At 65.3% G+C, this 24,589-nt stretch carries 28 protein-coding genes; 21 read left to right on the top strand and 7 right to left on the bottom strand.

Annotated elements, in window-relative coordinates:
• The first annotated feature begins 124 nt into the window (after positions 1-124).
• From U1763_RS13425 to U1763_RS13415, 3 genes are all read left to right on the top strand, one after another.
• The gene (locus U1763_RS13425) at positions 125-298 is read left to right on the top strand and encodes a hypothetical protein (RefSeq protein WP_165886492.1); all 174 of its coding nucleotides are present in this window, start codon (positions 125-127) and stop codon (positions 296-298) included.
• A complete protein-coding gene (locus tag U1763_RS13420) occupies positions 295-555 on the top strand; it encodes a hypothetical protein (RefSeq protein WP_165886493.1) in 261 nt (86 codons plus the stop codon). Before U1763_RS13425 ends, U1763_RS13420 begins: the two co-directional genes overlap by 4 nt.
• Before the next feature lie 113 nt (positions 556-668).
• Positions 669-1,163 carry a DUF2501 domain-containing protein gene (locus U1763_RS13415; RefSeq protein ID WP_132737461.1) on the top strand — a complete coding sequence of 165 codons (495 nt, stop codon included), beginning with the start codon at positions 669-671 and terminating at the stop codon, positions 1,161-1,163.
• 792 nt (positions 1,164-1,955) lie between these two features.
• Here the strand turns inward: U1763_RS13415 and U1763_RS13410 are convergent.
• On the bottom strand, positions 1,956-2,357 hold the full coding sequence (locus U1763_RS13410) for a hypothetical protein (RefSeq protein WP_332755593.1): 402 nt from the start codon (positions 2,355-2,357) through the stop codon (positions 1,956-1,958).
• A 286-nt stretch (positions 2,358-2,643) separates the two neighbouring features.
• Here U1763_RS13410 and U1763_RS13405 point away from each other — a divergent pair, with 286 nt between their 5' ends.
• Complete coding sequence (locus tag U1763_RS13405; RefSeq protein WP_056065550.1) at positions 2,644-3,021, top strand: PRC-barrel domain-containing protein; 378 nt, start codon at positions 2,644-2,646, stop codon at positions 3,019-3,021.
• 52 nt (positions 3,022-3,073) lie between these two features.
• Here the strand turns inward: U1763_RS13405 and uvrB are convergent, their stop codons facing one another.
• Positions 3,074-5,272, bottom strand: a complete 2,199-nt coding sequence (gene uvrB / locus U1763_RS13400) for an excinuclease ABC subunit UvrB (protein WP_332755592.1) — start codon at positions 5,270-5,272, stop codon at positions 3,074-3,076.
• Between the two features lie 280 nt (positions 5,273-5,552).
• On the opposite strand from uvrB, the gene U1763_RS13395 reads away from it, so the two are divergent.
• Positions 5,553-6,383, top strand: a complete 831-nt coding sequence (locus U1763_RS13395; protein WP_332755591.1) for a ferredoxin--NADP reductase — start codon at positions 5,553-5,555, stop codon at positions 6,381-6,383.
• Positions 6,384-6,555: 172 nt separating this feature from the next.
• Positions 6,556-6,942: a VOC family protein gene (locus tag U1763_RS13390; RefSeq protein ID WP_332755590.1), complete on the top strand. Its 387-nt coding sequence runs from the start codon at positions 6,556-6,558 to the stop codon at positions 6,940-6,942.
• Positions 6,943-7,214: 272 nt separating this feature from the next.
• Here U1763_RS13390 and U1763_RS13385 read toward each other — a convergent pair whose 3' ends face one another.
• A complete protein-coding gene (locus tag U1763_RS13385) occupies positions 7,215-8,378 on the bottom strand; it encodes an MBL fold metallo-hydrolase (RefSeq protein ID WP_332755806.1) in 1,164 nt (387 codons plus the stop codon).
• A 119-nt stretch (positions 8,379-8,497) separates the two neighbouring features.
• Here U1763_RS13385 and U1763_RS13380 point away from each other — a divergent pair, with 119 nt between their 5' ends.
• A complete protein-coding gene (locus U1763_RS13380) occupies positions 8,498-10,078 on the top strand; it encodes an amidase (protein WP_332755589.1) in 1,581 nt (526 codons plus the stop codon).
• A 33-nt stretch (positions 10,079-10,111) separates the two neighbouring features.
• On the opposite strand, the gene U1763_RS13375 is transcribed toward U1763_RS13380, so the two are convergent.
• A complete protein-coding gene (locus U1763_RS13375) occupies positions 10,112-10,507 on the bottom strand; it encodes a DUF4345 domain-containing protein (protein WP_332755588.1) in 396 nt (131 codons plus the stop codon).
• Complete coding sequence (locus tag U1763_RS13370) at positions 10,504-10,962, bottom strand: DUF2721 domain-containing protein (RefSeq protein ID WP_132737485.1); 459 nt, start codon at positions 10,960-10,962, stop codon at positions 10,504-10,506. The genes U1763_RS13375 and U1763_RS13370 overlap by 4 nt, the downstream gene beginning before the upstream one ends.
• 93 nt (positions 10,963-11,055) lie before the next feature.
• Here U1763_RS13370 and U1763_RS13365 point away from each other — a divergent pair, with 93 nt between their 5' ends.
• Positions 11,056-12,150, top strand: a complete 1,095-nt coding sequence (locus tag U1763_RS13365; protein WP_332755587.1) for a GNAT family N-acetyltransferase — start codon at positions 11,056-11,058, stop codon at positions 12,148-12,150.
• Positions 12,151-12,171: 21 nt separating this feature from the next.
• Here the strand turns inward: U1763_RS13365 and U1763_RS13360 are convergent, their stop codons facing one another.
• On the bottom strand, positions 12,172-13,557 hold the full coding sequence (locus tag U1763_RS13360) for a methyl-accepting chemotaxis protein (protein ID WP_443026928.1): 1,386 nt from the start codon (positions 13,555-13,557) through the stop codon (positions 12,172-12,174).
• 41 nt (positions 13,558-13,598) lie between these two features.
• Entirely contained in the window at positions 13,599-14,942 is a 1,344-nt protein-coding gene (locus U1763_RS13355) for a methyl-accepting chemotaxis protein (protein ID WP_132738232.1), read from the bottom strand.
• Positions 14,943-15,240: 298 nt separating this feature from the next.
• Here U1763_RS13355 and sdhC point away from each other — a divergent pair, with 298 nt between their 5' ends.
• The 13 genes from sdhC to sucD all read left to right on the top strand — a co-directional run bounded on the left by sdhC (position 15,241) and on the right by sucD (position 24,536).
• On the top strand, positions 15,241-15,651 hold the full coding sequence (sdhC, locus tag U1763_RS13350; RefSeq protein WP_132737491.1) for a succinate dehydrogenase, cytochrome b556 subunit: 411 nt from the start codon (positions 15,241-15,243) through the stop codon (positions 15,649-15,651).
• Positions 15,651-16,037: a succinate dehydrogenase, hydrophobic membrane anchor protein gene (gene sdhD / locus U1763_RS13345; protein ID WP_332755585.1), complete on the top strand. Its 387-nt coding sequence runs from the start codon at positions 15,651-15,653 to the stop codon at positions 16,035-16,037. Before sdhC ends, sdhD begins: the two co-directional genes overlap by 1 nt.
• Positions 16,037-17,839 (top strand): succinate dehydrogenase flavoprotein subunit, encoded by a 1,803-nt coding sequence (gene sdhA, locus U1763_RS13340; protein ID WP_056047438.1) that lies wholly within the window; start codon positions 16,037-16,039, stop codon positions 17,837-17,839. Before sdhD ends, sdhA begins: the two co-directional genes overlap by 1 nt.
• Positions 17,839-18,114 (top strand): hypothetical protein, encoded by a 276-nt coding sequence (locus U1763_RS13335; RefSeq protein WP_332755584.1) that lies wholly within the window; start codon positions 17,839-17,841, stop codon positions 18,112-18,114. Before sdhA ends, U1763_RS13335 begins: the two co-directional genes overlap by 1 nt.
• Before the next feature lie 194 nt (positions 18,115-18,308).
• Positions 18,309-18,557: a DUF1902 domain-containing protein gene (locus U1763_RS13330; protein WP_332755583.1), complete on the top strand. Its 249-nt coding sequence runs from the start codon at positions 18,309-18,311 to the stop codon at positions 18,555-18,557.
• Between the two features lie 6 nt (positions 18,558-18,563).
• On the top strand, positions 18,564-18,761 hold the full coding sequence (locus U1763_RS13325) for a type II toxin-antitoxin system HicA family toxin (RefSeq protein ID WP_121903549.1): 198 nt from the start codon (positions 18,564-18,566) through the stop codon (positions 18,759-18,761).
• Between the two features lie 60 nt (positions 18,762-18,821).
• Complete coding sequence (locus U1763_RS13320; protein WP_332755582.1) at positions 18,822-19,403, top strand: ClpP family protease; 582 nt, start codon at positions 18,822-18,824, stop codon at positions 19,401-19,403.
• Positions 19,404-19,536: 133 nt separating this feature from the next.
• The gene (locus U1763_RS13315) at positions 19,537-20,331 is read left to right on the top strand and encodes a succinate dehydrogenase iron-sulfur subunit (protein ID WP_056484561.1); all 795 of its coding nucleotides are present in this window, start codon (positions 19,537-19,539) and stop codon (positions 20,329-20,331) included.
• 122 nt (positions 20,332-20,453) lie between these two features.
• Complete coding sequence (locus tag U1763_RS13310) at positions 20,454-20,930, top strand: PaaI family thioesterase (RefSeq protein WP_332755581.1); 477 nt, start codon at positions 20,454-20,456, stop codon at positions 20,928-20,930.
• A gap of 122 nt (positions 20,931-21,052) precedes the next feature.
• Complete coding sequence (zapE, locus tag U1763_RS13305) at positions 21,053-22,144, top strand: cell division protein ZapE (protein WP_332755580.1); 1,092 nt, start codon at positions 21,053-21,055, stop codon at positions 22,142-22,144.
• Between the two features lie 127 nt (positions 22,145-22,271).
• Complete coding sequence (gene mdh / locus U1763_RS13300; protein WP_056060667.1) at positions 22,272-23,234, top strand: malate dehydrogenase; 963 nt, start codon at positions 22,272-22,274, stop codon at positions 23,232-23,234.
• 66 nt (positions 23,235-23,300) lie between these two features.
• On the top strand, positions 23,301-23,597 hold the full coding sequence (locus tag U1763_RS13295) for a GIY-YIG nuclease family protein (RefSeq protein ID WP_093396776.1): 297 nt from the start codon (positions 23,301-23,303) through the stop codon (positions 23,595-23,597).
• Positions 23,598-23,651: 54 nt separating this feature from the next.
• Positions 23,652-24,536: a succinate--CoA ligase subunit alpha gene (sucD, locus tag U1763_RS13290; protein WP_332755579.1), complete on the top strand. Its 885-nt coding sequence runs from the start codon at positions 23,652-23,654 to the stop codon at positions 24,534-24,536.
• The last annotated feature ends 53 nt before the right edge of the window (positions 24,537-24,589 follow it).

Raw genomic sequence — 24,589 nt, 5'->3', positions numbered from 1 at the left:
TCGCGGTCGTCTACGCGCCGCAGTTGCTAGCGTTTCCGTATGAGCAGCGAATCGGCACCGTCACCGTCTATGCCGAGCGTCCGATCGATCCTCGGATCGCAGCGAACTGGCGCGCGCGGAAGGGTTGCTGCGCGCCAGTCCGATCTACACCGGCTCGCTCGATCGGTCGCTGTTCCTGACGGACGGAGGCTGGCGCTGGCGGTTTCTCGCGATCCAGTCGCCGGACGCCTTCGCGTTCCGCCGGCCCTTCAGTTCGGCGATCATCTTAACCGCAGCGATGTCGCCGCCGACCGCGTGACGAACGGTCGTGCGATGGGCGGCACTCGCACGTTGTCCGGCGTGATCGCGCACGAGACGACGCACATTATGCTCGCCAACCATCTTGGCGAAGTGCGCAGTGTTATGCTCCCGACTTGGCAGCAGGAGGGGTATGCGGATCATGTCGCGGGCGAGAGCAGCCTGACGGACGCGGAGGCCTCTCGTCTTCGCAAGACCGTCCGGGCGCGACGGCGCTGGTGTATTACGATGCCCGCCGACGGGTGGCGGCGGCGTTGAGCGCCAAGCGCGGATCCGTCGACGCGTTCTTTGCGGGCGGTTGAGCGAAGCCGAGCTCGGAACGCACCCCGGCCAGTCCTGTTGGTAACACGACCTTATCGGAGCTCCGTATCATGCCCAAGACCGCAATCGCCCTCGTCGCAGCCTTCGCCCTCGCGACGTCCGCATCTGCGCAGACCACCGCACCGGAGTCGGCGTCGACTCGAAACGGTCTTGGCGGTCTTGGTGGACTCGGCGGCCTGGATGGCTTGCTGGGTGGTGCGTTGCCGAGCGTCGGATCGATCGGTGCCGGTAACGCCGCCGGCCTGCTCGGTTATTGCCTTAAGAACAATCTGCTTGGGCAGGGTGGTGCGCTTGGCGCGCTGACCGGCGGACGGAATGCACCGCGAGCGGGCAGCACCACGAAAGCCCCGGATACTGGCGCGCAATCGATCCTCCAGCGTCTGATCGGGCGACAGGGGGTGCAGACGTCGCCGGGCTATGCCGCCGGACAAGACGGCGAAGTGCAGGCGCCGAACGGACAGGCGTTTTCGCTCGACGAGCTCGGTGGGCAGGTGAAGACGCGGATGTGCAGCATCGTGCTCAACCGGGCTAAGTCTTTCCTGTAGGGGTAGTTACGGACCAAGGGCGGGGCGCGGTAATACAGATGGTAGATCAGGTGCTTGCCCAAGCAGCCCACTCATTCCTGCGTCTTTCCCGTCATCCTGACGAAAGTCAGGATCCAGAGTAATCAAACGCAGCCCTTTGCGACCCTGGATCCTGACTTTCGTCAGGATGACGGCGGGGGCGGGGCATGCACTTGTAACGCTTCGGCTGGTGCAGCGTTGGCCTAATGCGCGCTCGGTTGCCTGGTCCTAACCGTAAAGCGGAACACAAAGGTGATGGGTGCGGAGGCGAAGCGAGGCACCGGCTCGGCCGGCACCTGTCGACATCGTCAGCTCGAAAAAACCGGGGTGACTTCGACGGACAGCGAACATAGTCCCGTTCGACGCAATCTCGTCGCAGATGGCAATTGGGTCGACCACCATCGTCAACCCACCACCCCACAAATGAAAAGAGGCTGCCGGATCGTCTCACGACGAACCGACAGCCCCCTGACATGGTCAGCGGCCGGAGAGCTCCAGCCCGGAGGACCATGCGTACCGCCTATCCTATGGACCACGTGTTGACTGGGAGAGGATACTCCCCACGCGGACCGGCGGCGTTAGCGGTGCGTCCCCCGAACGAACCGAACCGAACTCACTGCTGAACCATGAGACATCGGATCACCTCCTTTCGCTTGTTGAAACAACGCGGCCAAGCCTGACCGCAACGCCAATGTGTGCCGAGCGCGCCTGCGATACAAGCCTTGTTTTACGGAAGTTTTTGATCAATCCTGTGGGACCGCCGGTTCGTCGAAATCAGCCGCGGCAATCCTCGGTAACGCGCTCGATCTCGGCCCAGGCGGGCACGACGAGCGGCGCCAGTCCGGCCTGCTGGACGACGAACCGCCCGCGACTGAACCCCATCGCCTCCAGCAACGAATCGTTCGGCATCAGCGTAGCCGCGACATAGGGCGGCGTGCCCCCGGTCGGCTGTACGGACACGGCGCGCGTAACGCTTGATGTGCGGATCGTCAGCGGCGTCGGCGTACTGCCCGCGCGCGATAGATAGACTTGGCGCGCCGTAGTGTCGCACCGCACCGTCAGCGACGCGTCGGCATTGGCTGGCCCGAACAACGCGATCGAACCGCGCGCATCCCGGCGATACACCCACGTCCCCGGCGAATACGGCCAGTCGCGCCAGTCCGCAGCGATCGGCACCGGACGTGGCGCCGGAGCGGGGGGGGGCTCACGCGGGGGCGGCGGCGCTTCAACACGTGGCGGCGCAACGCAGCCGGCGATCGAGGCAAGAGTCGCTAGACCAGCAAGCCGTGCCAGGGCGATAGGGCTGGCAAGCGATCGCAAGCCGACGAGGGGAGGGGACGGAGTGCGCATCGCATCGCTATGCGGCACGCCCGGCGGTCGCTCAAGTACGACGAAGAGCGGCCGGCGGGAACCGCCGCACGGTGATACCGGTTCAACGACGGAAGAAATCAGGAGAACGTCCATGTCCGATACCGCCGCCCAGACGCCAACCCAGCTGCTCGTCCAGTCGAACATCTCCGGCACGATGAAGGTCGAGAGCCGCGACGGCGACAATGTCGGCTCGGTCCACGCGTTCATGGTCCACAAGGGCACCGGCCGCGTCACCCACGCCGTGCTCAGCCTCGGCGGCTTCCTCGGCATGGGCAAGAGCTTCTACCCGCTGCCGTTCGCGCTCCTCCAGTTCGACGCGGTCCGCGACCTTTACGTGGTCACGATCGACAAGCGCGTCCTCGAAGGCGGCCCGAGCTGGGCGAACAACGCACCAGTGTTCGACCAGGCATATGCCGACCGTGTAGCAAGCTATTACGGGTCGAGCAGCGAAGATCTCGTTGTCGGCTAAGCTACATTTCGACCGGTGCGGGTTAAGTTGCCTGCACCGGTGACGTCCGCGTTCACCGCGACCGCGATCCCCCCATCCGCATTTTCTGGCTCTTGCCGTAACGCGTTTTGCGCGTCCCTGGCTTGCCCTCGTTCGAACGTCCCATGACCGGCGCCTTCTGCTGGTCAACCGGGAGACCCAGTTCCTCGTTTTCCAGCTGGCGGATCTCGTCGCGCAGACGCCCGGCGGTCTCGAACTCGAGATCCGACGCGGCCTTGCGCATCTGCTTCTCGAGGTCCTCGATGTACGCGCGCAGGTTGTGGCCGACCATGTGCGGGCGGTCCTCGTCGATCGGGATCGTCACCTGATCCTGGCTCGCGACGTGCGCGATGATGTCGCCGATGTTGCGGCGGATCGTCGTCGGGGTGATGCCGTGCTCGGTGTTGTACGCGACCTGTTTCTCGCGACGGCGCGACGTCTCGTTCATCGCGCGCTCCATCGATCCGGTGACGCGGTCGGCATACAGGATCACGCGGCCGTCGACGTTGCGCGCCGCGCGACCGATCGTCTGGATCAGCGACGTTTCGGAGCGCAGGAAGCCCTCCTTGTCCGCATCGAGGATCGCGACCAGCCCGCATTCGGGGATATCGAGCCCCTCGCGCAACAGGTTGATGCCGATCAGCACGTCGTACACGCCCAGCCGGAGATCTCTGATAAGTTCGATCCGCTCCAGCGTCTCGACGTCGCTGTGCATGTAGCGGACCTTGATCCCCGCCTCGTGCATATATTCGGTCAGATCCTCCGCCATCCGCTTGGTCAGGGTGGTGACTAGGGTGCGGTAGCCGAGCGCGGTCGTTTTGCCGACTTCGACGATCAGGTCCTGGACCTGCTCCTCGACCGGCTTGATCTCGACGGGCGGATCGATCAGCCCGGTCGGGCGGATGACCTGTTCGGCGAACACGCCGCCGGTCTGCTCCATCTCCCAGCTGCCCGGGGTCGCCGAGACATAAGTCGTCGGCGGGCGCATCGCGTCCCATTCGTTGAAGCGCAGCGGACGATTGTCGATCGCGCTCGGCAGGCGGAAGCCGTATTCGGCGAGCGTCAGTTTGCGACGGTGATCGCCGCGCGACATGCCGTTGATCTGGCCGATCGTGACATGGCTCTCGTCGACGAACAGCAAAGCGTTGTCCGGGAGATATTCGAACAACGTGGGTGGCGGCTCGCCGGGCATGCGGCCGGTGAGGAAGCGCGAGTAATTCTCGATCCCCGCGCAGGATCCGGTCGCCGCGATCATCTCCAGGTCGAAGTTGGTGCGCTGTTCAAGCCGCTGCGCCTCCAACAGCTTGCCCTCCAGCACCAGCTCCTTCAGCCGCTCGGCCAGCTCGTGCTTGATCGCCTCGCCCGCCTGCTTGAGCGTCGGACCGGGCGTCACGTAATGCGAATTCGCGTACACGCGCACCGAGTTCAGCGACGCGACCTTCTTGCCGGTCAGCGGATCGAACTCGATGATCTCCTCGATATCGTCGCCGAAGAACGAGATGCGCCACGCGCTGTCCTCGTAATGTGACGGGAAGATCTCCAGCGTATCGCCCTTCACGCGGAAATTGCCGCGCTGGAACGCAGCGTCGTTGCGCTTGTACTGGAGCGCGACGAGCTTTCGCACGATCTCGCGCTGGTCGACCGTCGTACCCTTCTTGAGGTCGAAGATCATCGCGGAGTAGGTCTCGACCGAGCCGATGCCATACAGGCACGACACCGACGCGACGATGATCACGTCGTCGCGTTCGAGCAGCGCGCGGGTGGCGGAATGCCGCATCCGGTCGATCGACTCGTTGGTCGACGATTCCTTCTCGATGTACGTGTCCGAGCGCGCGACATACGCCTCGGGCTGGTAGTAATCGTAGTAGCTGACGAAATATTCGACCGCGTTGTCGGGGAAGAACGACTTCATCTCGCCGTAGAGCTGCGCGGCCAGGATCTTGTTCGGCGCAAGGATCAGCGCGGGGCGCTGGACGCGGTTTATGACGCTGGCCATCGTGAAGGTCTTGCCCGAGCCGGTGACGCCTAGCAGCACCTGATCCTTCTCGCCGTTGCCGATCGCGGAGACGAGTTCGGCGATCGCGGTGGGCTGGTCGCCCGCGGGTTCGTATTCGCTGACGAGGTTGAATCGCTTGCCGCCCTCGACCTTGTCGGGACGCGCGGTCGGGCGGTGCGGGACGAAGCTTTCGCCGGTTTCGGGCTCGGCGAGACTGGTGCGGATCTGAATGGCCATCGAGGGGGAATATGGGGAACATCGCTCGAGTCGGCAACGGCCAGTGATCACCGGGATAGCCAACTTCGTTCTCCTGCGAACGCAGGAGCCTAGGGTTACTGAGGGACGCCGTTCGTGATCCTGGGCTCCTGCGTTCGCAGGAGAACGGGGAGATGCGAGGCGGTGGTTTGGGGCAGGCCAAGTTTAGCTGTTGTTGACCCGTCTGGCTCACGCCCATAATGCGACCGTTTCGCAAGCCATCGATCCGCCAACGCCTGCGCGTAGGCCAAGGAATAGACGCATGACCGCCCCGACCGTCGAAGCAACCCGCGCGCCCGCGCTGATCCCCGAGACCCCTGCGTTCCTCAACGCCAAGGTGCTGTGGGTGCGTCACTGGAACGAACATCTGTTCAGCTTCGCGATCGAGCGGCCATCCACTTTCCGCTTCCGGTCGGGCGAGTTCGTGATGATCGGTCTTCCGCAGGAAGGCGGCAAGCCGATCATGCGCGCCTATTCGATCGCGTCGCCGCATTATTCGGAAGAGCTCGAGTTCCTGTCGATCAAGGTCGAGGACGGCCCGCTGACCTCGAAGCTCCAGCTGATCCAGCCTGGCGACGAGGTGTATCTCGGCAAGAAGCCGACGGGCACGCTGGTGCTCGACGCGCTGTTGCCGGGGAAGCGGCTATTCATGTTTTCGACCGGCACCGGCCTCGCGCCGTTCCTCAGCCTGATGCGCGATCCCGATGTGTATGCCGCGTATGAGCAGGTGATCGTCGTGCATAGCGTGCGCCGCGTGAGCGATCTTGCGTATCATGACGAGATGGTCGGGCTGCTCTCGGAGGACCCGCTGATCGCCGACGAGGCGCAGACGCAGTTCCACTACATCCCGACCGTGACGCGCGAGCCGTTCCGCACCACGCGGCGGATCGGTGCGCTGATCGAGGACGCGTCGCTGTTCGGCCACCCGGTCCGCGGCGAGCAGAAGCTCAACCCCGAGACCGACCGCGCGATGCTGTGCGGCTCGACCGAGATGATCAAGGAATTCGCGGTGATGCTCGAGGCGCAGGGTTTCGAGGAGGGGGCGAATTCGAAGCCGGGTACGTTCGTCATCGAGCGCGCTTTCGTTGGCTGATCCACGACCGCAACGCCAGCTGTTCCCCCGCGAACGCGGGGGCCCAGGGATTACATCACCGTTGAATGCCGGGAGGGTTCGGGCCTGGACCCCCGCCTTCGCGGAGGAACAGCTAGTTGCGTCCCCCGTGTAACCCTCCGATATCGCTCCTTATTCATAAGAGGAGAGACCCATGATCGGTTACGCGACGCTCGGCACCAACGACCTCGATACCGCGCTGACCTTCTACGACGCGCTGTTCGTGACGGTCGGCGGCAAGCGGCTCATGCAGATGCCCGACGAGCGGAAACTCACCTTCTACGGCGCGGGTGCGGACAAGCCGATGCTGGTGTTCGGCAGGCCCTATGACGGCGCGGCGGCGACCGCGGGCAATGGTACGATGGTCGCGCTGGCGGCGGACTCGCGCGAGCAGGTCGATCAGGTTTACGCCAAGGCGATCGAACTGGGCGGCGCGGACGAGGGTGGTCCTGGGTCTCGGGGGCCCGAGGAAATGGGTTTCTACGGCGCGTATTTTCGCGATCCGGACGGCAACAAGCTCTGCGTGTTCAAGATGGGGTGAGGGGCGGGCGCGATTGAGGAAAATACTACCCCGGCGAAGGCCGGGGCCCAATTGGAAAGGTGGCAGTAACGAAGAGCTGTCCACCGTTAGCAGCCTTCCCCAATTGGGCCCCGGCCTTCGCCGGGGTGGTAGGATGGGGGGCGGCGTCACTTTTCTCTATCGTTGTTCTCCCGCGAAGGCGGGAGCCCAGTCTGGGTCCCCGCCTTCGCGGGGAAACAGGTTTACTCGGTCGAAGGGGATAACCGCCGAACTTCTCCGAGGTGACGGAGAATTTAGCGCAAGTTCCGCACCGTCGGCGTATCAAGACACTGCAGCAAAGCCGCCCGAGCCATCGGCGTTACCGCCGCAGGCTTCACATACGCCCCAACCTCCACCGGCCGTCCAATCGCAACCGGCGCGAACCCAGTCTGCCCCGTGCACCGCATCGCTGCCGCCAGCAGTTTCGGCGGCGTATCATACCCCTCGAACGACAGCCGGAACGTCCCCCAGTGGATCGGGATCGCGTGCGCCGCGCCCAGTCGGCGATAGACCTCGACCGCGTCGACCGGCCCGATATGGCTCCCTGATTCCATCTGCCCGTCGACGAAGCGGAACGCGCCGATCGGGATCAGCGCCAGCCGGATCGGGCCGAGCGCCGCCGCTTCGACCGGCCACTTCCCGTCGCCCATCCCGGTATCGCCCGCAAAGAACACGTTCCCGCCCGGCAGCGTCACGACGAAGCTCGACCACAGCGCGCGATTGCGATCGGTGAACCAGCGGCTGCCCCAATGATGGTTGCGCGTTACGGCGACCGCGACGCCCGGCTTGATCGCCACCCGCTGTCCCCAGTCGAGCGCGGTCGCTTCCGCCCCGGTCTGGCCGATCACGCTGTCGTTGCCCAAACTCGTGACGATCCGCGGCCGGTCGCGCTGCCACAGCCGTTGCAGCGTCGCTTTGTCGAGATGATCGTAGTGATTGTGGCTGACCAGCACGACGTCGATCTTCGGCAGTGCGTCGAACGCGATCCCCGGCTCGGCGACACGACGCGGCCCGGTGCCAAGCGGTCCGGCCTTCTCCGCCCAGACCGGATCGGTGAGGATGTTGAGCCCCTGCGTCTGGATCAGCACGCTCGCATGGCCGATCCATGTCACGATCATCCGCTCGCCCTCGACGCGCGCGGGTGGTGCGATGCGGTTTACCGCGACCGTCTTCGGCCAGGCGGGACGGCCATCGCTGCCGGTGAAATAGCGCCAGAAGAAGCTCGCACGCCCTCCGCCGGCCGGTTGGATCTGCTGCGTGTCGGCGTCGTTGTCGGGGTTGGCAAAGTGTGCGCCGTCGAAATGTCCGCTTGCCGGCCCGCGGTAGTAGATGCGGTCGAGAAAGCGCGGCACGATCGTCACCGCCAGCGCGACGACCACGACCGCCAGCAGCACGATGCCCCCGACGATCTTCAACACGAGACGCACGCCATTCCCCTATCCGTTGCCGATCCGTAACGCATCGTGTCGAGCATCGTTCAGACCGCTTGGCTTGGATGCGCAACCCCGATAGCCTCGCGCCAAAGGGGATTCGCAAAATGCGTAAGTTTATCATCGGGCTATTGCTCGCAACCGCCATTCCAGCCGTCGCGAGCGCCAAGACCGTCGCGGTCGAGGAACAGTCGATCGATCAGCTCCAGGCGGCTATGACGTCCGGCAAGGCGAGCAGCGTCGACCTCGTCCGCACCTATCTCGCGCGGATCGCGGCGATGGACCGCAAGGGCCCTACTCTCCGCGCCGTTATCGCGCTCAACCCCGACGCGCTGGCGCAGGCAAAGGCGCTCGACGCAGAACGCAAGGCCGGGCGCATCCGTGGGCCGCTCCACGGCGTGCCGGTGCTGATCAAGGACAATGTCGAGACTGCCGACGCTATGCCGACGACGGCCGGCAGCCTCGCGCTGAAGGATAACATGACCCGTCGCGACGCGCCCGTGGTCGCGCAACTCCGCGCCGCGGGGGCGGTGATCCTGGGGAAGACCAACCTCAGCGAATGGGCGAACATCCGCTCGACCCGGTCGATGAGCGGCTGGAGCGCGGTCGGTGGCCTGGTCAAGAACCCCTACGCGCTCGACCGGACCGCGTGCGGATCATCGAGTGGGTCGGGCGCGGCGATCGCGGCGAGCTTCGCGGCGGCGGCGATCGGCACCGAGACCGATGGGTCGGTGGTGTGTCCGTCGTCGATCAACGGGCTGGTCGGGTTGAAGCCGACGCTCGGCCTCGTCAGTCGGACGCACGTCGTGCCGATCAGCCACAGCCAGGATACGCCCGGCCCGATGGCGCGGAGCGTGCGCGACGTGGCGACGATGTTCTCGGCGATGGTCGCGGTCGATCCTGCCGATGCCGCGACCGCGGAGGCAGGGGCGTACAAGCGCGACTATGCGGCGGGGCTGTCGACCAGCGCGCTGTCGGGTCTGCGCATCGGCGTGCTCCGGCCGGAGATGACCGCGGACCTTGCCGCGAAATACCAGGCCTCGCTTGATGTGTTGAAGGCTGCGGGGGCGGTGCTGGTCGAGGTGAAGCAGCCTAAATTGGATGGTCTTGGCGAGGCGGAACTGCTGGTGCTCCAGACCGAGCTGAAAGCCGACCTCGACACGTATCTTGCGACCACGCCGGGCGCGGTCCGCGCGCGGACGCTCGATCAGGTCATCGCGTTCAACACCGCCAACGCGGGCACGGAGATGCCGTTCTTCGCGCAGGAGACGTTCGAGGCTGCGGCGAAGACCAAGGGGTTGGGCGATCCTGCGTACAAGGCGGCGCGCGCGAAATCGCTGCGGCTGGCGGGTGCGGAGGGGATCGATGCTATGCTCAAGACGGCGGGCGCAAGCGTCCTGGTCGAGCCGACTTACGGCCCGGCATGGCTGAGCGAACCGGTGTACGGCGATCAGTACGGCGGGCCGAGTTCGAGCGGGCTGCCGGCGATCGCGGGGTACCCGAACCTGACGGTGCCGATGGGGTTGGTCCGTGGTCTGCCGGTTGGGTTGTCGTTCATCGCGACGAAGTACGGCGACGCGGCGGTGCTGGGCGCGGGCTATGCGTTTGAGCAGCGGGCCAAGGCTCGCGTGGCGCCACGGTATCTGCCGACTGCCGACGTCGGCCCCGGATTGGACGCTGCTCGCTGAACTGACGATCCTCCCCCTGGCGGGGGAGGATCGTCAGGCTAGGGCCGCCCGCTTCGCGAAATTCCACTGCCAGAGCATCAGCAACGGCACGACCACCGTCTCCATACCCAGCCCGAGCACATGTCCTTGCGACGGCACCCCTACCGCTAGCAGCGAGATCCCGCGCGATACGCCGCCGACGAAGATCAGGCCGCCGAGCAGCCGGAAGCGCGGCCCCTTGCGCTCGATATCGGGGATGCAGCTCAGAAACCCCAATCCGGTCGCGAAGAAGATCCCCGAGATATACCGGAAATGGCTGTCCAGATCGCGCGGTACCTCGGCGAGATGGCCGAACGGCGCGGGGCCGTGCAGCACGCCCTGGCCGCCGACGATCAGTGGCAACAGGCACGCGATGGCGATCACCGCCTGCAGGATGCGTTTCTCGATCACGACAGGTCCTTCAGCAGTTCGGGCCGGATCCGGAACGCGCGCAGCGAAATCCGCACCTCGACGATGAACGAGACGAGCGCGGCGATCAGCAGGATCATCGCCAGGATGAAGCACAAAGCCACCGCCGTGCCGAAATGCAGCTTGGCCAGTTCGGCGATGAACAGCAGTGCGATCAGCACGCAGGTCATGATCGCGCTCGACACCGCGAGGAACAGCGCGGCGTTGATGATCGTCATCCGGCGGTCGAGAAGGCGCAGCTCCCAGACATAGCGATGATGGTCGGGCCCGGCGATGCTGCCGTGCAGCAGTTCCAGTTTGCGCGCCCGGTCGATCACCCGCGACAGGCGTCCGGCCAGCACGTTGAGCAACTGACCGATGCCGGCGAGCATGAACACGGGGGCAAGCGAGAGCTGGATCGTCTGAGCGATCGTCGAGATGGCGGGGATCGTCGGCATGACCGTCACCATGATGGGGAATGGCCGAATGCAAAAGGGGGCGATTGCAAAAGAGCATGCAATCGTAACCTTCTGCGCGGTATCTAGCGGGCAATGTCCAAGCCGATGCTCCTGGCCGACTTCGTCCGGCTGCCGCCCAACGTCCGCGCCGATGTGGTCGAGGGGCTGGCCGCCGCGATCGACACCGTCGCGGAGCGGGGCGCGCAGAGCCACCGCTTCCTCCGCTTCGGCTGGTACGCCGCCGCGCTCGCTGCTTATGGTGGCCAAGCCAAGACCCTGGTGGTCGAGCAGGACGATGCGCCGGTGCTGACGCTGCCGTTCGTGCCGTTGGGGCCGGGCCTGCTCCGGATCGCGGCGATCCCGGGTTGCTACTGGCCGTTCCGCAGCTTCGGCCTCGCGCTCGAAGCCGGTGAACCTGCGCTAAAGGCCGCGCTGTCGACCCTGGCGCGCAACGTCAACGGCATCAGGATCGGCCCGGTCTACGACACCGACCCCGCCGCCGCCGCGTTGATCGCCACCGCTCGCGGGCAAGGCTGGACGACGGTCGATCGCGCGATCGGCGATAGCTGGTCGCTCGACCTGCCACGTGCGCGCGAAGGCGAGCCCTGGCCACGCACCTCGACGCTGCGCAAGAACCGCTTCCACGAAAAACACCTCGCCGAGCATGGCGCACCCGACTGGCGCTTCCTCTCGGGTGCGGACTGGCCCGCCGCATTCGCCGACCTCGGCGCGGTCGAACAGACGAGCTGGATCGCGCACGCTACCGATCGCACCGGCATGAAGTTCACCGCCGACGGTCATCTCGCCTTCTGGCAGGCCGCGGTCGCCGACCCGGTGCTTGCGGGCATGTTCCGCGCCGCGCTGCTGACGGTCGACGGTGCGCCTGCCGCCTTCTCGTTCGATATCGATACCGGCGAACTCCTGTACGCGATCGCCAACAGCTACGATCCGCATTTCGCGAAGCATTCGCCGGGCAAGCTGCTCTATTGGCGCAATCTGGTCGCGGCCCAGGCGCGAGGGATCCGCCGGGTCGATTGGGGCGCAGGCGATAGTGGCTACAAGCAGGTCATCGGCGCGACGGTCGACGCACCGATCCGCGACTGGCTGCTGTTCCGCCCTGGACTGCCGGCGCTGACGGGACGCCTGCTCGGCTGGTTATGGCGCAGGAGCGGCCAGAGCCGCGGGTGACGAACAGTGTCTCCGAGCCGCTCACGCCACGCTCGCCGAGAACCCGTCCGCCGCACCCCGCAGCACCCCCAGCTGATCGTCGACCTCGCCGAACGCGTGGCCGAGCTGGTCGATCTCGGAGGCCACAGCCTCGGTATCCTCGCGGATCGTGGCGATGGTGTGCGACATCGAATCCGCCGCCAGCGCGGTTTCGTCGACCGCGGCGGTGATCGCGCTGACGGTCTGCGCCTGAGACTCCATCGCGTGACGGATCCGCGCGGCGCTGCGCTGCACCTCGGCGACGGTCGACTTGATCTCGGCGTTGGTCGCGACCGTCGCCGCGGTCGCCGACTGGATCGTGGCGATCTTCGCGGCGATGTCGTCGGTCGCCCGCGCAGTCTGGTTGGCGAGCGATTTCACCTCCTGCGCGACCACCGCGAAGCCGCGCCCGGCATCGCCCGCGCGCGCCGCCTCGATCGTCGCGTTCAGCGCAAGCAAATTGGTCTGCCCGGCGATGGTGCGGATCAGCCCGAGGATCGATTCGATCGACTTGGCATGTTCGCTTAGCGCCTCCGATACGCCGACTGCCTCGCCGGTCTGGGCCGAGGCGCGGTCGGCGATCTTGCCTGCGGCCTCAACTTCACCGCGCGCATCCTCGATCGCGCGGATCAGCCCGGCGGTGGTGTGTGCCGCCTCGCGCATCGCCACCGCGGACTGTTCCGCCGCCGCCGCGACCTCGCTTGCCCGACCGAGCATGCCGCGGGTCGAGGCCGACGCGCCCGCCGCCTGCACGCGAATCCGCGCGCCCAGCGCCGCGGTATCCTCGATCGATGCGGCAATGCTGCTGCGAAAATCGGTCGCGCGCGTCTGGCGTTCGACCCGTGCCGCCTCCGCATCGCTCGCGCCGAGATGCGACGCCATGATATCCGCCTCGATCAGCGCGAGCCGCTGGACCACGTCGCTCAGCGTCCGCATCGCCGACAGGTCCCCGCCGAGCCGATCCGCGAGCAGGTTGAGCGTCACGCTGTGCGCGAATGCCAGCGATGACAGCAGCGCGGGCAGGGGGACGCCCGAGCGATGCGAATTCTCTGCATGACTGATCGCCATCGCCTTCCACGCATCGTCGTTGGGGGCACCGTATTTCAGGCCGACATATTCGGTGCTCAGGGCGATCCGCTGATCGAGCAGTTCGGGGGTGAAATGCCGCTGAAGGTGCCGTGCCGACTCGAGCGAGAGATAGTGCCGCCAGAACGTCTCGGCGATCCGGCGACGATCGGCCGGTTCTAGCAACGCGCTGAGCGTCGCGCAGGCGGGTTCGATCAGCCCGTCCCAGTCGTAATCATGCACGCGCTCGCGTAGCGGCCGTTGATCGCCGCCCCAGTTGCGCACCGGGTTCCGGGTCTTGGTCTCGCCGGCCGCAAAGGCCATCCTCTCCTGGTGTTCGATCATCGCCCCCTCCTGAGGGTCCTTTATGCAGCGACCTTCGCGACGAAATCCCCGGCGCTGTTCTTGAGATTGCCAAGCCGCGAGTCGAGCACGTCGAAGCCGCGGCCGACGCCGTCGATCTCGGTCGCGACCGTCTCGGTATCCTCGCGGATCGCGGCGATCGTGGTCGACATCGAATCCGCCGCCAGCGCGGTCTCGTCGACCGCCGCGGTGATCGCGGTCACGGTCTGCGCCTGTGCCTCCATCGCATAGCGGATCCGGTCGGCGCTCTCCTGCACCTCGGCCACGGTCGACTTGATCGAGGCGTTGGTCTCGACCGTCGAGCGCGTCGCCGACTGGATCGCGGCGATCTTTGCGGCGATGTCGTCGGTTGCGCGTGCGGTCTGATTGGCGAGGCTCTTCACTTCCTGCGCCACGACCGCGAAGCCACGCCCGGCATCGCCGGCGCGCGCCGCCTCGATCGTCGCGTTCAGTGCGAGCAGGTTGGTCTGCCCGGCGATGTCGCGGATCAGCCCGAGGATCGACTCGATCGACTTCGCATGATCGCTGAGAGTCTCGGACATGCCGACCGCCTGGCCTGCTTGCACCGAAGCCCGGTTGGCGATCTCGGCCGCAGCCTCGACCTCGGTCCGCGCATCCTCGATCGCCCGGATCAGTCCAGCGGCGGTCTGCGCGGCTTCGCGCATCGCGACCGCGGATTGCTCGGCGGCGGCGGCGACTTCGCTTGCCTTGCCCAGCACCGCGCGGGTCGACGCCGAACTGCGCATCGCCTGTTCGCGGAGCATATGCCCTTCGTCGGTCGCGGTCTCGACCATTGCCGCGATGCCGTCGCGGAACTCCGCCGCCAGCGTATCGCGTGCGTTCTGCGCGGAGTGCGTCCGGTATGCGTTATAGATCGCGACGGTGATCTCGCCTTCGAGCGCCGACAGCCGCATCAGCGTGTCGATATACACCGGCAGCTTGGCGTCCGACCGGTCGACCCGGCGCATCAAGACTTCGAGCGCGGCACGGTCGCTCGCGCTGATCATCGACAGCAGCGCCATCGGCGACACATCGGCGACATAGGCGGCGGCGACCGAGCGTTCGACCGACTCGACCCAGGCACGACCGCTCGTCTCGAGGAAGCGATTGCGCAGGAACGTGCAGCCGACCTCGATCATCCGCTCGGTTTCGTGCGCCGCCCAGATCCGCTCGTCGGAGAAACAGCGCAGCCATTGCTCCCAATACGCCTTCGAGACGTGCGTGATTTCGGGAGCGAGCGCGGCCCAGACTTCCCGACTCGCGCCAGCCAGCGATCCGTCGAAGTCGAACGCCCGCAGCCGGGCTGCCAGGTCGACGGAAGCGGCAATCGCGCCGGGTACCGGCAGGTCGGTGGTGGTCAAGATGCTGGGCTCCGGATCGGGAATACCGGTCCAGCGCTACACGGCATATCTTAAGAGCGGGTTAGGGATGGGGGCCGCGTCGACCGTGTTGCGGATTATTTCGAAACCGCAATGAAGTGGATCGGCGCTCCCATGTCGCGTGGAGGGCCAGCGGTGTCATGGGTTATCGGACCGCCCCCAATGGGTTGCATCGCAGCACGTGGTGGCTAATAGGTCGCCCGATCTATATATTGTGGACCAAGATATTTTTGGTTCGTCATCTTCTGGTTCGAGGACTCCGCCCTTGGCATCGCGCAACCCGGCACGCCCGCTTTCTCCCCATCTGCAGGTCTATAAATGGGGCCCGCACATGCTGGTCTCGATCCTGCACCGCGCGACCGGCAGCGGGATGGCGACCGTCGGCAGCCTGCTGCTCGTCTGGTGGCTCGCCGCGATCGCATCGGGCGATCAGGCCTATGCGACCTTCGTCGACGTGTTCACGACCGATACCGGCCGTCTCAACATCCTCGGCTACATCGTCGCGGTCGGGCTGACACTGTCGCTGTTCCAGCACATGATGACCGGCATCCGCCACTTCGTGCTCGACACCGGCGCGGGCTACGAACTGAAGCGGAACAAGATGGGCGCGCTCGCGACGATGGTCGCATCGGTCGCGCTGACGATCGTGTTCTGGCTCTACATGGGGATCAAGTAATGGGTTCGGGTACGGCAATCGGTCGCGTCCGCGGCCTCGGCAGCGCGAAACACGGCGCGCATCACTGGTGGCAGCAGCGCCTGACGGCGGGCGCGAACCTGTTCCTCATGCTCTGGCTGATGATCTCGGTCGCGCGGATGCCCGGCTATGACTATGCCGCGGTCCATCTGTGGCTGCAATCGGCCTGGGTCGCGGTGCCGATGGCGCTGCTGATCCTCTCGGTGTTCTATCACTTCCGTCTCGGTCTTCAGGTCGTGATCGAGGATTACATGCACGACGAAAGCCGTGTCGTGACGATGATCCTCCTCAACCTGTTCATCTTCACGCTGGGCGGTATCGCCCTGTTCGCGATCCTGAAGGTCGCCTTCTCCGGAGCCCCCGCGTAATGTCTGCAGCCTACAAGATCATCGATCATACCTATGATGCGGTCGTCGTCGGTGCCGGCGGGTCCGGACTGCGCGCGACGATGGGCATCGCCGAGAGCGGCCTGAAGACCGCGTGCATCACCAAGGTCTTCCCGACCCGTTCGCACACCGTCGCCGCACAGGGCGGCATTGCCGCCTCGCTCGGCAACAACTCGCCGGATCACTGGACCTGGCACATGTTCGACACCGTCAAGGGTTCCGACTGGCTCGGCGACCAGGACGCGATCGAGTATCTGTGCCGCGAAGCCCCGCAGGCGGTCTACGAGCTGGAACATGCCGGCATGCCGTTCAGCCGTAACGAGAACGGCACGATCTATCAGCGTCCGTTCGGCGGTCACATGCAGAACATGGGCGAGGGGCCGCCGGTCCAGCGCACCGCCGCGGCCGCCGATCGTACCGGCCACGCGATGCTCCACGCGCTGTACCAGCAGAGCCTGAAGTACAACACGGACTTCTTCGTCGAGTATTTCGCGCTCGACCTGATCATGGAGAACGGCGTCTGCCGCGGCGTCATCGCGCTGTGCATGGAAGACGGCTCGATCCACCGTTTCCGCAGCCACCAGACGGTGCTCGCGACCGGTGGCTATGGCCGCGTCTATTTCTCGGCGACCTCGGCGCACACCTGCACCGGCGACGGCAACGCGATGGTGCTCCGCGCCGGCTTGCCGCTGCAGGACATGGAGTTCGTCCAGTTCCACCCGACCGGCATCTACGGCGCGGGCGTGCTCATCACCGAGGGCGCACGCGGTGAGGGTGGTTACCTGACCAACTCCGAGGGCGAGCGCTTCATGGAGCGCTATGCCCCGTCGGCGAAGGACCTCGCCTCGCGCGACGTCGTCAGCCGCTCGATGGCGCTCGAAATGCGCGAAGGCCGCGGCGTCGGCAAGAACGGCGACCACATCTTCCTGCATCTCGATCACATCGATCCCAAGGTGCTCGCCGAGCGCCTGCCGGGCATCACCGAGACTGGAAAGGTCTTCGCCGGCGTCGATCTCACGCGTCAGCCGCTGCCCGTCACGCCGACGGTGCATTACAACATGGGCGGCATCCCGACCAACTTCCACGGCGAGGTCGTCAACCTCGTCGACGGCAACCCCGACGCGGTCGTCCCCGGTCTGTTCGCGGTCGGTGAAGCGGCGTGCGTCTCGGTCCACGGCGCCAACCGCCTCGGCTCGAACAGCCTGATCGATCTCGTGGTGTTCGGCCGCGCGACCGGCCTGCGGATCAAGGACACGCTGAAGCCCGGTACGGCACACGCGCCGCTGCCCAAGGGTTCGGAAGACCTGGCGCTGACGCGCCTCGACCATTTCCGCAACGCGAGCGGCGGGTCGCCGACCGCGCAGATCCGTCTCGACATGCAGCAGACCATGCAGAAGCATTGCGCGGTGTTCCGCGACACCGAACTGCTCAACCAGGGCGTCGAGAAGATGGCCGGGATCTACAGCCGGATGACCGACGTCGCCGTGAAGGATCGCAGCATGATCTGGAACACCGACCTGGTCGAGACGATGGAGCTCGACAATCTGATTGGCCAGGCGGTCGTGACGATGAACTCGGCGGCCAACCGCACCGAGTCGCGCGGCGCGCACATGCACGAAGATTTCCCCGAGCGCGACGATGCGAACTGGATGAAGCACACCATCACCACCTTCAACGGCTGGGGCGGCAAGGGCGGCGAGACCAAGATCGATTTCCGCCCGGTCCACGACTACACGCTCACCGACGACATCGACTACATCAAACCCAAGAAGCGGGTATACTGATGACCTGGGCCATCATCGCGATCGGGTTCCTCGTGCCCGTCGCGGTGGGGCTCCTGACGCGCTTCCAACCGATGATCGCCGGCTTCCTATGGCCGGTGGTCGTCGCGCTACTGACCACGATCTACGTCTTCGCCATCGAACCCCGCGGCGTGGGCGAAGAACCCCAGAAGATAGCGATCACCTTCTACGCGCTATTTTCGCTCGTGGGCGGAGTGCCAGGCGGTTTGGTAGGCTGGATCCTCCAGCACAAGCGCTCGGCCAAGCAGGCAAACTAAGCGTTGTTCTAAAGTCCCGTTCTCCTGCGAACGCAGGAGCTCAGGATCACAAACGCCGCGCTCCGTTACCCCGGGCTCCTGCGTTCGCAGGAGAACGGCTGTTGGGTGTAGTCCGCATCCGACCCGGCAAAACCGCACCTGTGGCGCCAAACCGCATTCCCGCGTACACCATCCGCGGAAAGACGAGGTTGGACATGGCGCACTGGACGATCCGTGCAGACTACGACCCCGAAGCCAGCGTCTGGTATTCGGTAGACGGCGACATCCCCGGTTTCGCTGCCGACGCCGCCACGCTCGAAGCACTCGTCGAAAAAGCCGCGGCGATGCTGCCCGACCTTCTCGATATCCACGCAGACGATATCGCCAATCCCACGCGCCTCGCCGGCCCGCACCGCATCCGGATCATCGCACACCACGAACGTGATTTCGAGATCGCGGCCTAACGCATCATGGTTCGAGGATACGCCGCGCAGGTTCGCGATATCCTCACGGCCAACGGATGCACCTTCGTGCGCAGCGGCAAGGGCGATCACGAAATCTGGCGCAGTCCCCATGCGCCACGCCCGGTCGTCGTCGACGGCACGATCCTGTCCCGCCACACGGCCAACGCCATCCTCAAACAGGCGGGGCTTGCCACGAAGCTCTAGGGCCTAGGGCTTTTGTCCCGTCCCTCGGAACCCACCGCCCCCGCAAAAGTTTGCCGCGGCATGACCGACACATCCACCGCCTCGAACGCCCGCAACTACCCGCTGCTGGCCGCCCCCCACATCCACCTCCACGGCCCCGTCGACGACGCGATGTACGACAATTTCAAGTCGCAACTCGTCGCCGCCCCCACGGAAGGCCCGCTGGTCGTCTCGATCACCACGCTCGGCGGCGACCCCGAAGTCGCCCGTGCGATGGGCGACAACATCCGCCTGCTACGCGAATACACCGGCCGCGAGACGCTCTTCCTCGGCAAGGTCGCAGTCTATTCCGCCGGCGCGACGTTCATGTCCGCCTTCCCGGTCGACAGTCGCTTCCTCACCCGCAACAGCCGCATCATGATCCACGAGCGCCAGATGCAGAGCACCATCGAACTCAACGGCCCGCTCAACACGCTGTCCTACACGCTGAAGGCCAAGCTTCACGAGATCGAGGACTCGATCAACATCCAGGAAGAAGGCTTCCGCGCGATCGTCGAGGGCTCGAAGGTGTCGCTCGAGGACCTCAAGAAGAAGGCCCCCTCCAACTGGTACATCGAAGCCGAGGAGGCCCGCGACCTCGGCCTCATCCTCGACATCATCTGACCCGCGACGCGCAGGTGACGCGACAGCGGGTGTGACGCATGTTGCACCCGCGAAGCTAAGGATTTGCGGGGAGGGCCCCTGTCATGTATCGGCTCTGACAACCTATAATCACACCACGGACGGACCGCTCGCAATGGCCGAATTCTCGCTCCCGAAAAACAGCGTCGTCAAGAAGGGCGTCAAGCACGCCTCGACCAGCCAGGGTTCGGGGGACAGCAAGCGGCTGAAATCGTTCAAGGTCTATCGCTACGATCCCGACAGCGGTGAGAACCCGCGTTACGACACGTTCGCGCTCGATCTCGACGATACTGGCCCGATGGTGCTCGACGCGCTGATCAAGATGAAGAGCGAGCAGGATTCCTCGCTGACCTTCCGCCGCTCGTGCCGCGAGGGGATCTGCGGCTCGTGCTCGATGAACATCAACGGCAAGAACGGCCTCGCCTGCACCACCGCGATCGAGGATTGCAAGGGCGAGGTCCAGATCACCCCGCTGCCGCACATGGACGTGATCAAGGATCTGGTCCCCGACTTCACGCATTTCTACGCGCAATATTCGTCGATCAAGCCATGGCTGCAGACCGTCACCCCGCCGCCCTCGGGCAAGGAGCGTCTCCAGTCGCCCGAAGATCGCTCGAAGCTCGACGGCCTGTACGAGTGCATCCTGTGCGCGTGCTGCTCGACCTCGTGTCCGAGCTACTGGTGGAACGCCGACAAGTTCCTTGGCCCCGCGATCCTGTTGCAGGCCTATCGCTGGCTCGCCGACAGCCGCGACGAAATGACCGGCGAGCGCCTCGACGAGCTCGAGGATCCGTTCCGCCTGTATCGCTGCCACACCATCATGAACTGCGCGAACGCCTGTCCCAAGGGCCTCAACCCCGCCAAGGCGATCGCCGAGATCAAGAAGATGGAAGCCGAACGGATCGTCTGACCCCTTCGATACGGGCCTTCGACTTCGCTCAGTCCCTACTCAGGACGAACGGGGGGTATAAATTTCCGTTCGTCCTGAGTAGCTGCTGAGCTTGTCGAAGCGGCGTATCGAAGGACAGGTTGTTGACCACCCCTCATTTCGTCGAAGCCGAAGACCCAGCCAACCCAGGCTGGCACAGCTGGTCGCTCTCCGACCCAACCCGCTTCAACACCCTGCTCGGCCCCATGCTCTACCGCGTCGACGGCCACACCGTCCGCGTCCGCATCACCCCCGAGCATCGCCACTCCAACCTCCAGAACAACGTCCACGGTGGCGCGCTCCTCGCGTTCATCGACGTAGCCCTGTTCGCCGCCGCCAGAGGCTTCGGCCTGATCACCGCCGGCACCGCGGTCACGCTCGATCTCAACACGCAATTCATCGGCGGCGGCCGCATCGGCGAACCGATCGAGGCGCAGGTCGAGGTGCTCAAGGAAACCGGCCGCCTCTTGTTCCTGCGGGGTCTCGTGGTGCAAGGGGACGACGAAACCAAGATCGCCGCCTTCTCGGCCACGATCCGCAAGCCGTCCGGCAAGCCTCTACGGGCTGACACCGCCACCTAACACCACCCCGGCGAAGGCCGGGGCCCAATTGGGAAACGATCAGTGTTGAAGCGTCCCGCTCCGTTATCGAAACCTTTCCAATTGGGCCCCGGCCTCCGCCGGGGTGGTATAGGGTTAGCGGCGTGACCGTCCTCAAGGCCTACGAAGCGCTCGTAGCGTCAGGCGAACTCCGCCCCGACCCGGAACAAGCCGCCGCCGCCGCGCGCCTCAACACCCTCGCGACCGAACTCGCTACCCCCAAATCCACCGGCTTCTTCGCCCGCTTCTCCAAGAAACCAGACCCCCGCGGCGTCTACCTCTGGGGTGGCGTCGGCCGCGGCAAGTCGATGCTGATGGACCTGTTCTTCGCCAACGCGCCCGTCGAGAAGAAGCGCCGCGTGCATTTCGGCGAGTTCATGCTCGAGGTCCACGCGCGCATCGCCGCCGAGCGCCGCAAGGAAGTCGGCGACCCGATCGTCCCCGTCGCGACCGCGATCGCCGACGAGACGCGGTTGCTCGCGTTCGACGAGATGATGGTCACCAACAGCCCCGACGCGATGATCCTCTCGCGGTTGGTGACGTCGCTGCTCGATTCCGGCGTGACGATCGTCACTACCTCGAACCGCCCGCCCGCCGATCTCTACAAGAACGGCCTCAACCGCGAGCATTTCCTGCCCTTCATCGCGACCATCGAGCACCGCCTCGACGTGCTCCCGCTCAACGGCCCGGTCGACTATCGCCGCGACCGGCTCGGCAGCCAGGACACGTGGCTCGTCCCCAACGGCCCCGAAGCGACCGCGCAGTTGTCAGCCGCGTTCTTCCGCCTCACCGACTTCTCGACCGACGACAGCGAGCACGTCCCGGCCGAAGACCTGATCGTCCAGGGCCGCACGCTGCGGGTGCCGAAATCGCTCAAGGGCGTCGCGGTGTTCAGCTTCAAAAAGCTGTGCGGCGAGGCGAGGGGGGTCGCCGACTACCTCGCCATCGCGCGGAAATTCCACACCGTCATGCTCGTCGGCATTCCCAAGCTCGGCCCCGAGAACCGCAACGAAGCGGCGCGCTTCGTGGCGCTGATCGACGCGCTGTACGAGCACAAGGTCAAGCTCCTCGCCGCCGCCGATGCACAACCCGGCGACCTCTACGAAAGCGGCGACGGGCGCTTCGAGTTCGACCGCACGATCAGCCGTCTCGAAGAGATGCGGTCCGAGGACTATCTCGCCGAAGGCCACCGCTGAGCTTATTGCACATGCGAACTACTCGCAATAACAAGCTGCTTTTGTCCTTTTAGCGGTTGCCGTAGCGGGATAATGCGCGTAACCGGCGTCACCAATCACCCCGCACATCAGACGGAGACGGATTGGAATGGCTCGCAAGAAGATCGCGCTGATCGGCGCCGGTAACATCGGCGGTACGCTCGCGCACCTCGCAGCACTCAAGGGCCTTGGCGATATCGTCCTGTTCGACGTCGCCGAGGGCATCCCCCAGGGCAAGGCGCTCGACCTGTCGCAGTGCGGCCCGGTCGAAGGCTTCGACTCGCAGATTACCGGCTCGAACGACTATGCCGACATCGCCGGCGCGGACGTCATCATCGTCACCGCCGGTGTAGCCCGCAAGCCCGGCATGAGCCGCGACGACCTGCTCGGCATCAACCTCAAGGTCATGAAGGCCGTGGGCGAGGGCATCAAGGCGAACGCACCCGACGCGTTCGTGATCTGCATCACCAACCCGCTCGACGCGATGGTCTGGGCGCTCCGCGAATTCTCGGGGCTGCCGCACCACATGGTCGTCGGCATGGCCGGCGTGCTCGACTCGGCACGCTTCAGCCACTTCCTCGCCGACGAGTTCAAGGTCTCGGTCAAGGACGTCACCAGCTTCGTGCTCGGCGGCCACGGCGACACGATGGTCCCGGTCATCAGCTACTCGACCGTGTCGGGCATCCCGGTTCCCGATCTCATCGCGATGGGCATGTCGAGCCAGGAAAAGATCGACGCGATCGTCAAGCGCACGCGCGGCGGCGGCGGCGAGATCGTCGCGCTGCTGAAGACGGGTTCGGCCTATTACGCGCCGGCGACCAGCGGCATCGCGATGGCCGAGGCGTATCTGTACGACCAGAAGCGCGTGCTGCCGGCCGCGGCGTATGTTTCGGGCGAGTACGGCCTTACCGATCTGTACGTCGGCGTGCCGGTGGTGATCGGGGCTGGCGGCGTCGAGAAGATCGTCGAGATCAAGCTGGACGACGAAGCCAAGCAGAACCTCACCGTGTCGGTCGACGCGGTGAAGGAGCTGATCGTCGCCTGCAAGGGTATCGATGGTTCGTTGAACTGATTTGAGGTGAGGTAAGGATCGCACCACCCCGGCGAAGGCCGGGGCCCAATTGGGAAGGCCCCGCTGATGGAAGAACAAGCGTTTGTCTACATCATGGCAAGTGGGTTTAACGGTACGATCTACCTCGGCTCGACGCTGAACCTGGCGAAGCGCGTGTGGGAACACCGCAACGCCGTCGTCGCCGGGTTCACAAAGAAATACGACTGCAAGCTGCTCGTCTGGTATGAGTTAGCCGGTAGTTGGGAAGCCGCCCGGCAGCGCGAGCTGCACATGAAGGAGTGGAAGCGAGACTGGAAGCTGCGTGAGATCAACGGTTTCAATCCCTCTTGGGACGACCTTTACGATCGCATCGCACTACCATGACCGCTTTCCCAATTGGGCCCCGGCCTTCGCCGGGGTGGTAAGGAACGAGACAAGATGAGCATCCTCGTCGACAAGAACACCAAGGTCATCACGCAAGGCATGACCGGCGAAACCGGCAGCTTCCACACCAAGATGGCGCTGGAATACGGCACGCAGATGGTCGGCGGCGTCACGCCCGGCAAGGGCGGTACGACCCACCTCGACCTCCCCGTCTACAACACCGTCGCCGAAGCCAAGGCGATGACCGGCGCAACGGCCAGCGTAATCTACGTACCGCCCCCCTTCGCCGCCGATTCGATCCTCGAGGCGATCGACGCCGAGATCGCGCTGATCGTCGCGATAACCGAGGGCATTCCCGTCCTCGACATGGTCAAGGTCAAGCGCGCGCTGTCGGGCTCCAAGTCGCGCCTCATCGGCCCGAACTGCCCCGGCGTGCTGACCCCCGGCGAGTGCAAGATCGGCATCATGCCCGGCTCGATCTTCAAGAAGGGCTCGGTCGGCGTTGTCAGCCGTTCAGGCACGCTGACCTATGAGGCGGTGTTCCAGACGTCGAACGCAGGCCTTGGTCAGACGACCGCGGTCGGCATCGGTGGCGATCCGGTCAACGGCACGAACTTCATCGACGTGCTCGAGCTGTTCCTCGCCGACGACGAGACCCAGTCGATTATCATGATCGGCGAAATTGGCGGCGACGCAGAAGAGCAGGCGGCACAGTTCCTCCGCGACGAAGCCAAGCGCGGTCGGTCGAAGCCGATGGCAGGCTTCATCGCCGGTCGTACGGCGCCTCCGGGCCGTCGCATGGGCCATGCCGGCGCGATCGTGTCGGGCGGCAAGGGCGACGCGGAGAGCAAGATCGCGGCGATGGAAGCTGCCGGGATCAAGGTCTCGGAAAGCCCCAGCCTGCTCGGCGAGACGCTGCTGAGCGTGTTGAAGGGTTGAACTGACTACCCCTCTCCCTTCGGGGAGAGGGAAGGAGCCGCTTCTTAGCGGCG

This window comes from Sphingomonas sorbitolis, assembly GCF_036663875.1.
In the GTDB taxonomy this organism is placed as follows: Bacteria; Pseudomonadota; Alphaproteobacteria; order Sphingomonadales; family Sphingomonadaceae; genus Sphingomonas.
The sequence above is the reverse complement of the archived record's forward strand: the minus strand, read 5'-3'. Positions and strand labels throughout refer to the sequence as shown.

Coding starts and splice junctions, on each gene's coding strand:
- U1763_RS13415 (WP_132737461.1), top strand. CDS start 669: ATGCCCAAGACCGCAATCGCCCTCGTCGCAGCCTTCGCCCTCGCGACG.
- U1763_RS13405 (WP_056065550.1), top strand. CDS start 2,644: ATGTCCGATACCGCCGCCCAGACGCCAACCCAGCTGCTCGTCCAGTCG.
- uvrB (WP_332755592.1), bottom strand. CDS start 5,272: ATGGCCATTCAGATCCGCACCAGTCTCGCCGAGCCCGAAACCGGCGAA.
- U1763_RS13395 (WP_332755591.1), top strand. CDS start 5,553: ATGACCGCCCCGACCGTCGAAGCAACCCGCGCGCCCGCGCTGATCCCC.
- U1763_RS13390 (WP_332755590.1), top strand. CDS start 6,556: ATGATCGGTTACGCGACGCTCGGCACCAACGACCTCGATACCGCGCTG.
- U1763_RS13380 (WP_332755589.1), top strand. CDS start 8,498: ATGCGTAAGTTTATCATCGGGCTATTGCTCGCAACCGCCATTCCAGCC.
- U1763_RS13370 (WP_132737485.1), bottom strand. CDS start 10,962: ATGCCGACGATCCCCGCCATCTCGACGATCGCTCAGACGATCCAGCTC.
- U1763_RS13365 (WP_332755587.1), top strand. CDS start 11,056: ATGTCCAAGCCGATGCTCCTGGCCGACTTCGTCCGGCTGCCGCCCAAC.
- U1763_RS13360 (WP_443026928.1), bottom strand. CDS start 13,557: ATGGCCTTTGCGGCCGGCGAGACCAAGACCCGGAACCCGGTGCGCAAC.
- sdhD (WP_332755585.1), top strand. CDS start 15,651: ATGGGTTCGGGTACGGCAATCGGTCGCGTCCGCGGCCTCGGCAGCGCG.
- sdhA (WP_056047438.1), top strand. CDS start 16,037: ATGTCTGCAGCCTACAAGATCATCGATCATACCTATGATGCGGTCGTC.
- U1763_RS13335 (WP_332755584.1), top strand. CDS start 17,839: ATGACCTGGGCCATCATCGCGATCGGGTTCCTCGTGCCCGTCGCGGTG.
- U1763_RS13330 (WP_332755583.1), top strand. CDS start 18,309: ATGGCGCACTGGACGATCCGTGCAGACTACGACCCCGAAGCCAGCGTC.
- U1763_RS13325 (WP_121903549.1), top strand. CDS start 18,564: ATGGTTCGAGGATACGCCGCGCAGGTTCGCGATATCCTCACGGCCAAC.
- U1763_RS13320 (WP_332755582.1), top strand. CDS start 18,822: ATGACCGACACATCCACCGCCTCGAACGCCCGCAACTACCCGCTGCTG.
- U1763_RS13315 (WP_056484561.1), top strand. CDS start 19,537: ATGGCCGAATTCTCGCTCCCGAAAAACAGCGTCGTCAAGAAGGGCGTC.
- mdh (WP_056060667.1), top strand. CDS start 22,272: ATGGCTCGCAAGAAGATCGCGCTGATCGGCGCCGGTAACATCGGCGGT.
- U1763_RS13295 (WP_093396776.1), top strand. CDS start 23,301: ATGGAAGAACAAGCGTTTGTCTACATCATGGCAAGTGGGTTTAACGGT.
- sucD (WP_332755579.1), top strand. CDS start 23,652: ATGAGCATCCTCGTCGACAAGAACACCAAGGTCATCACGCAAGGCATG.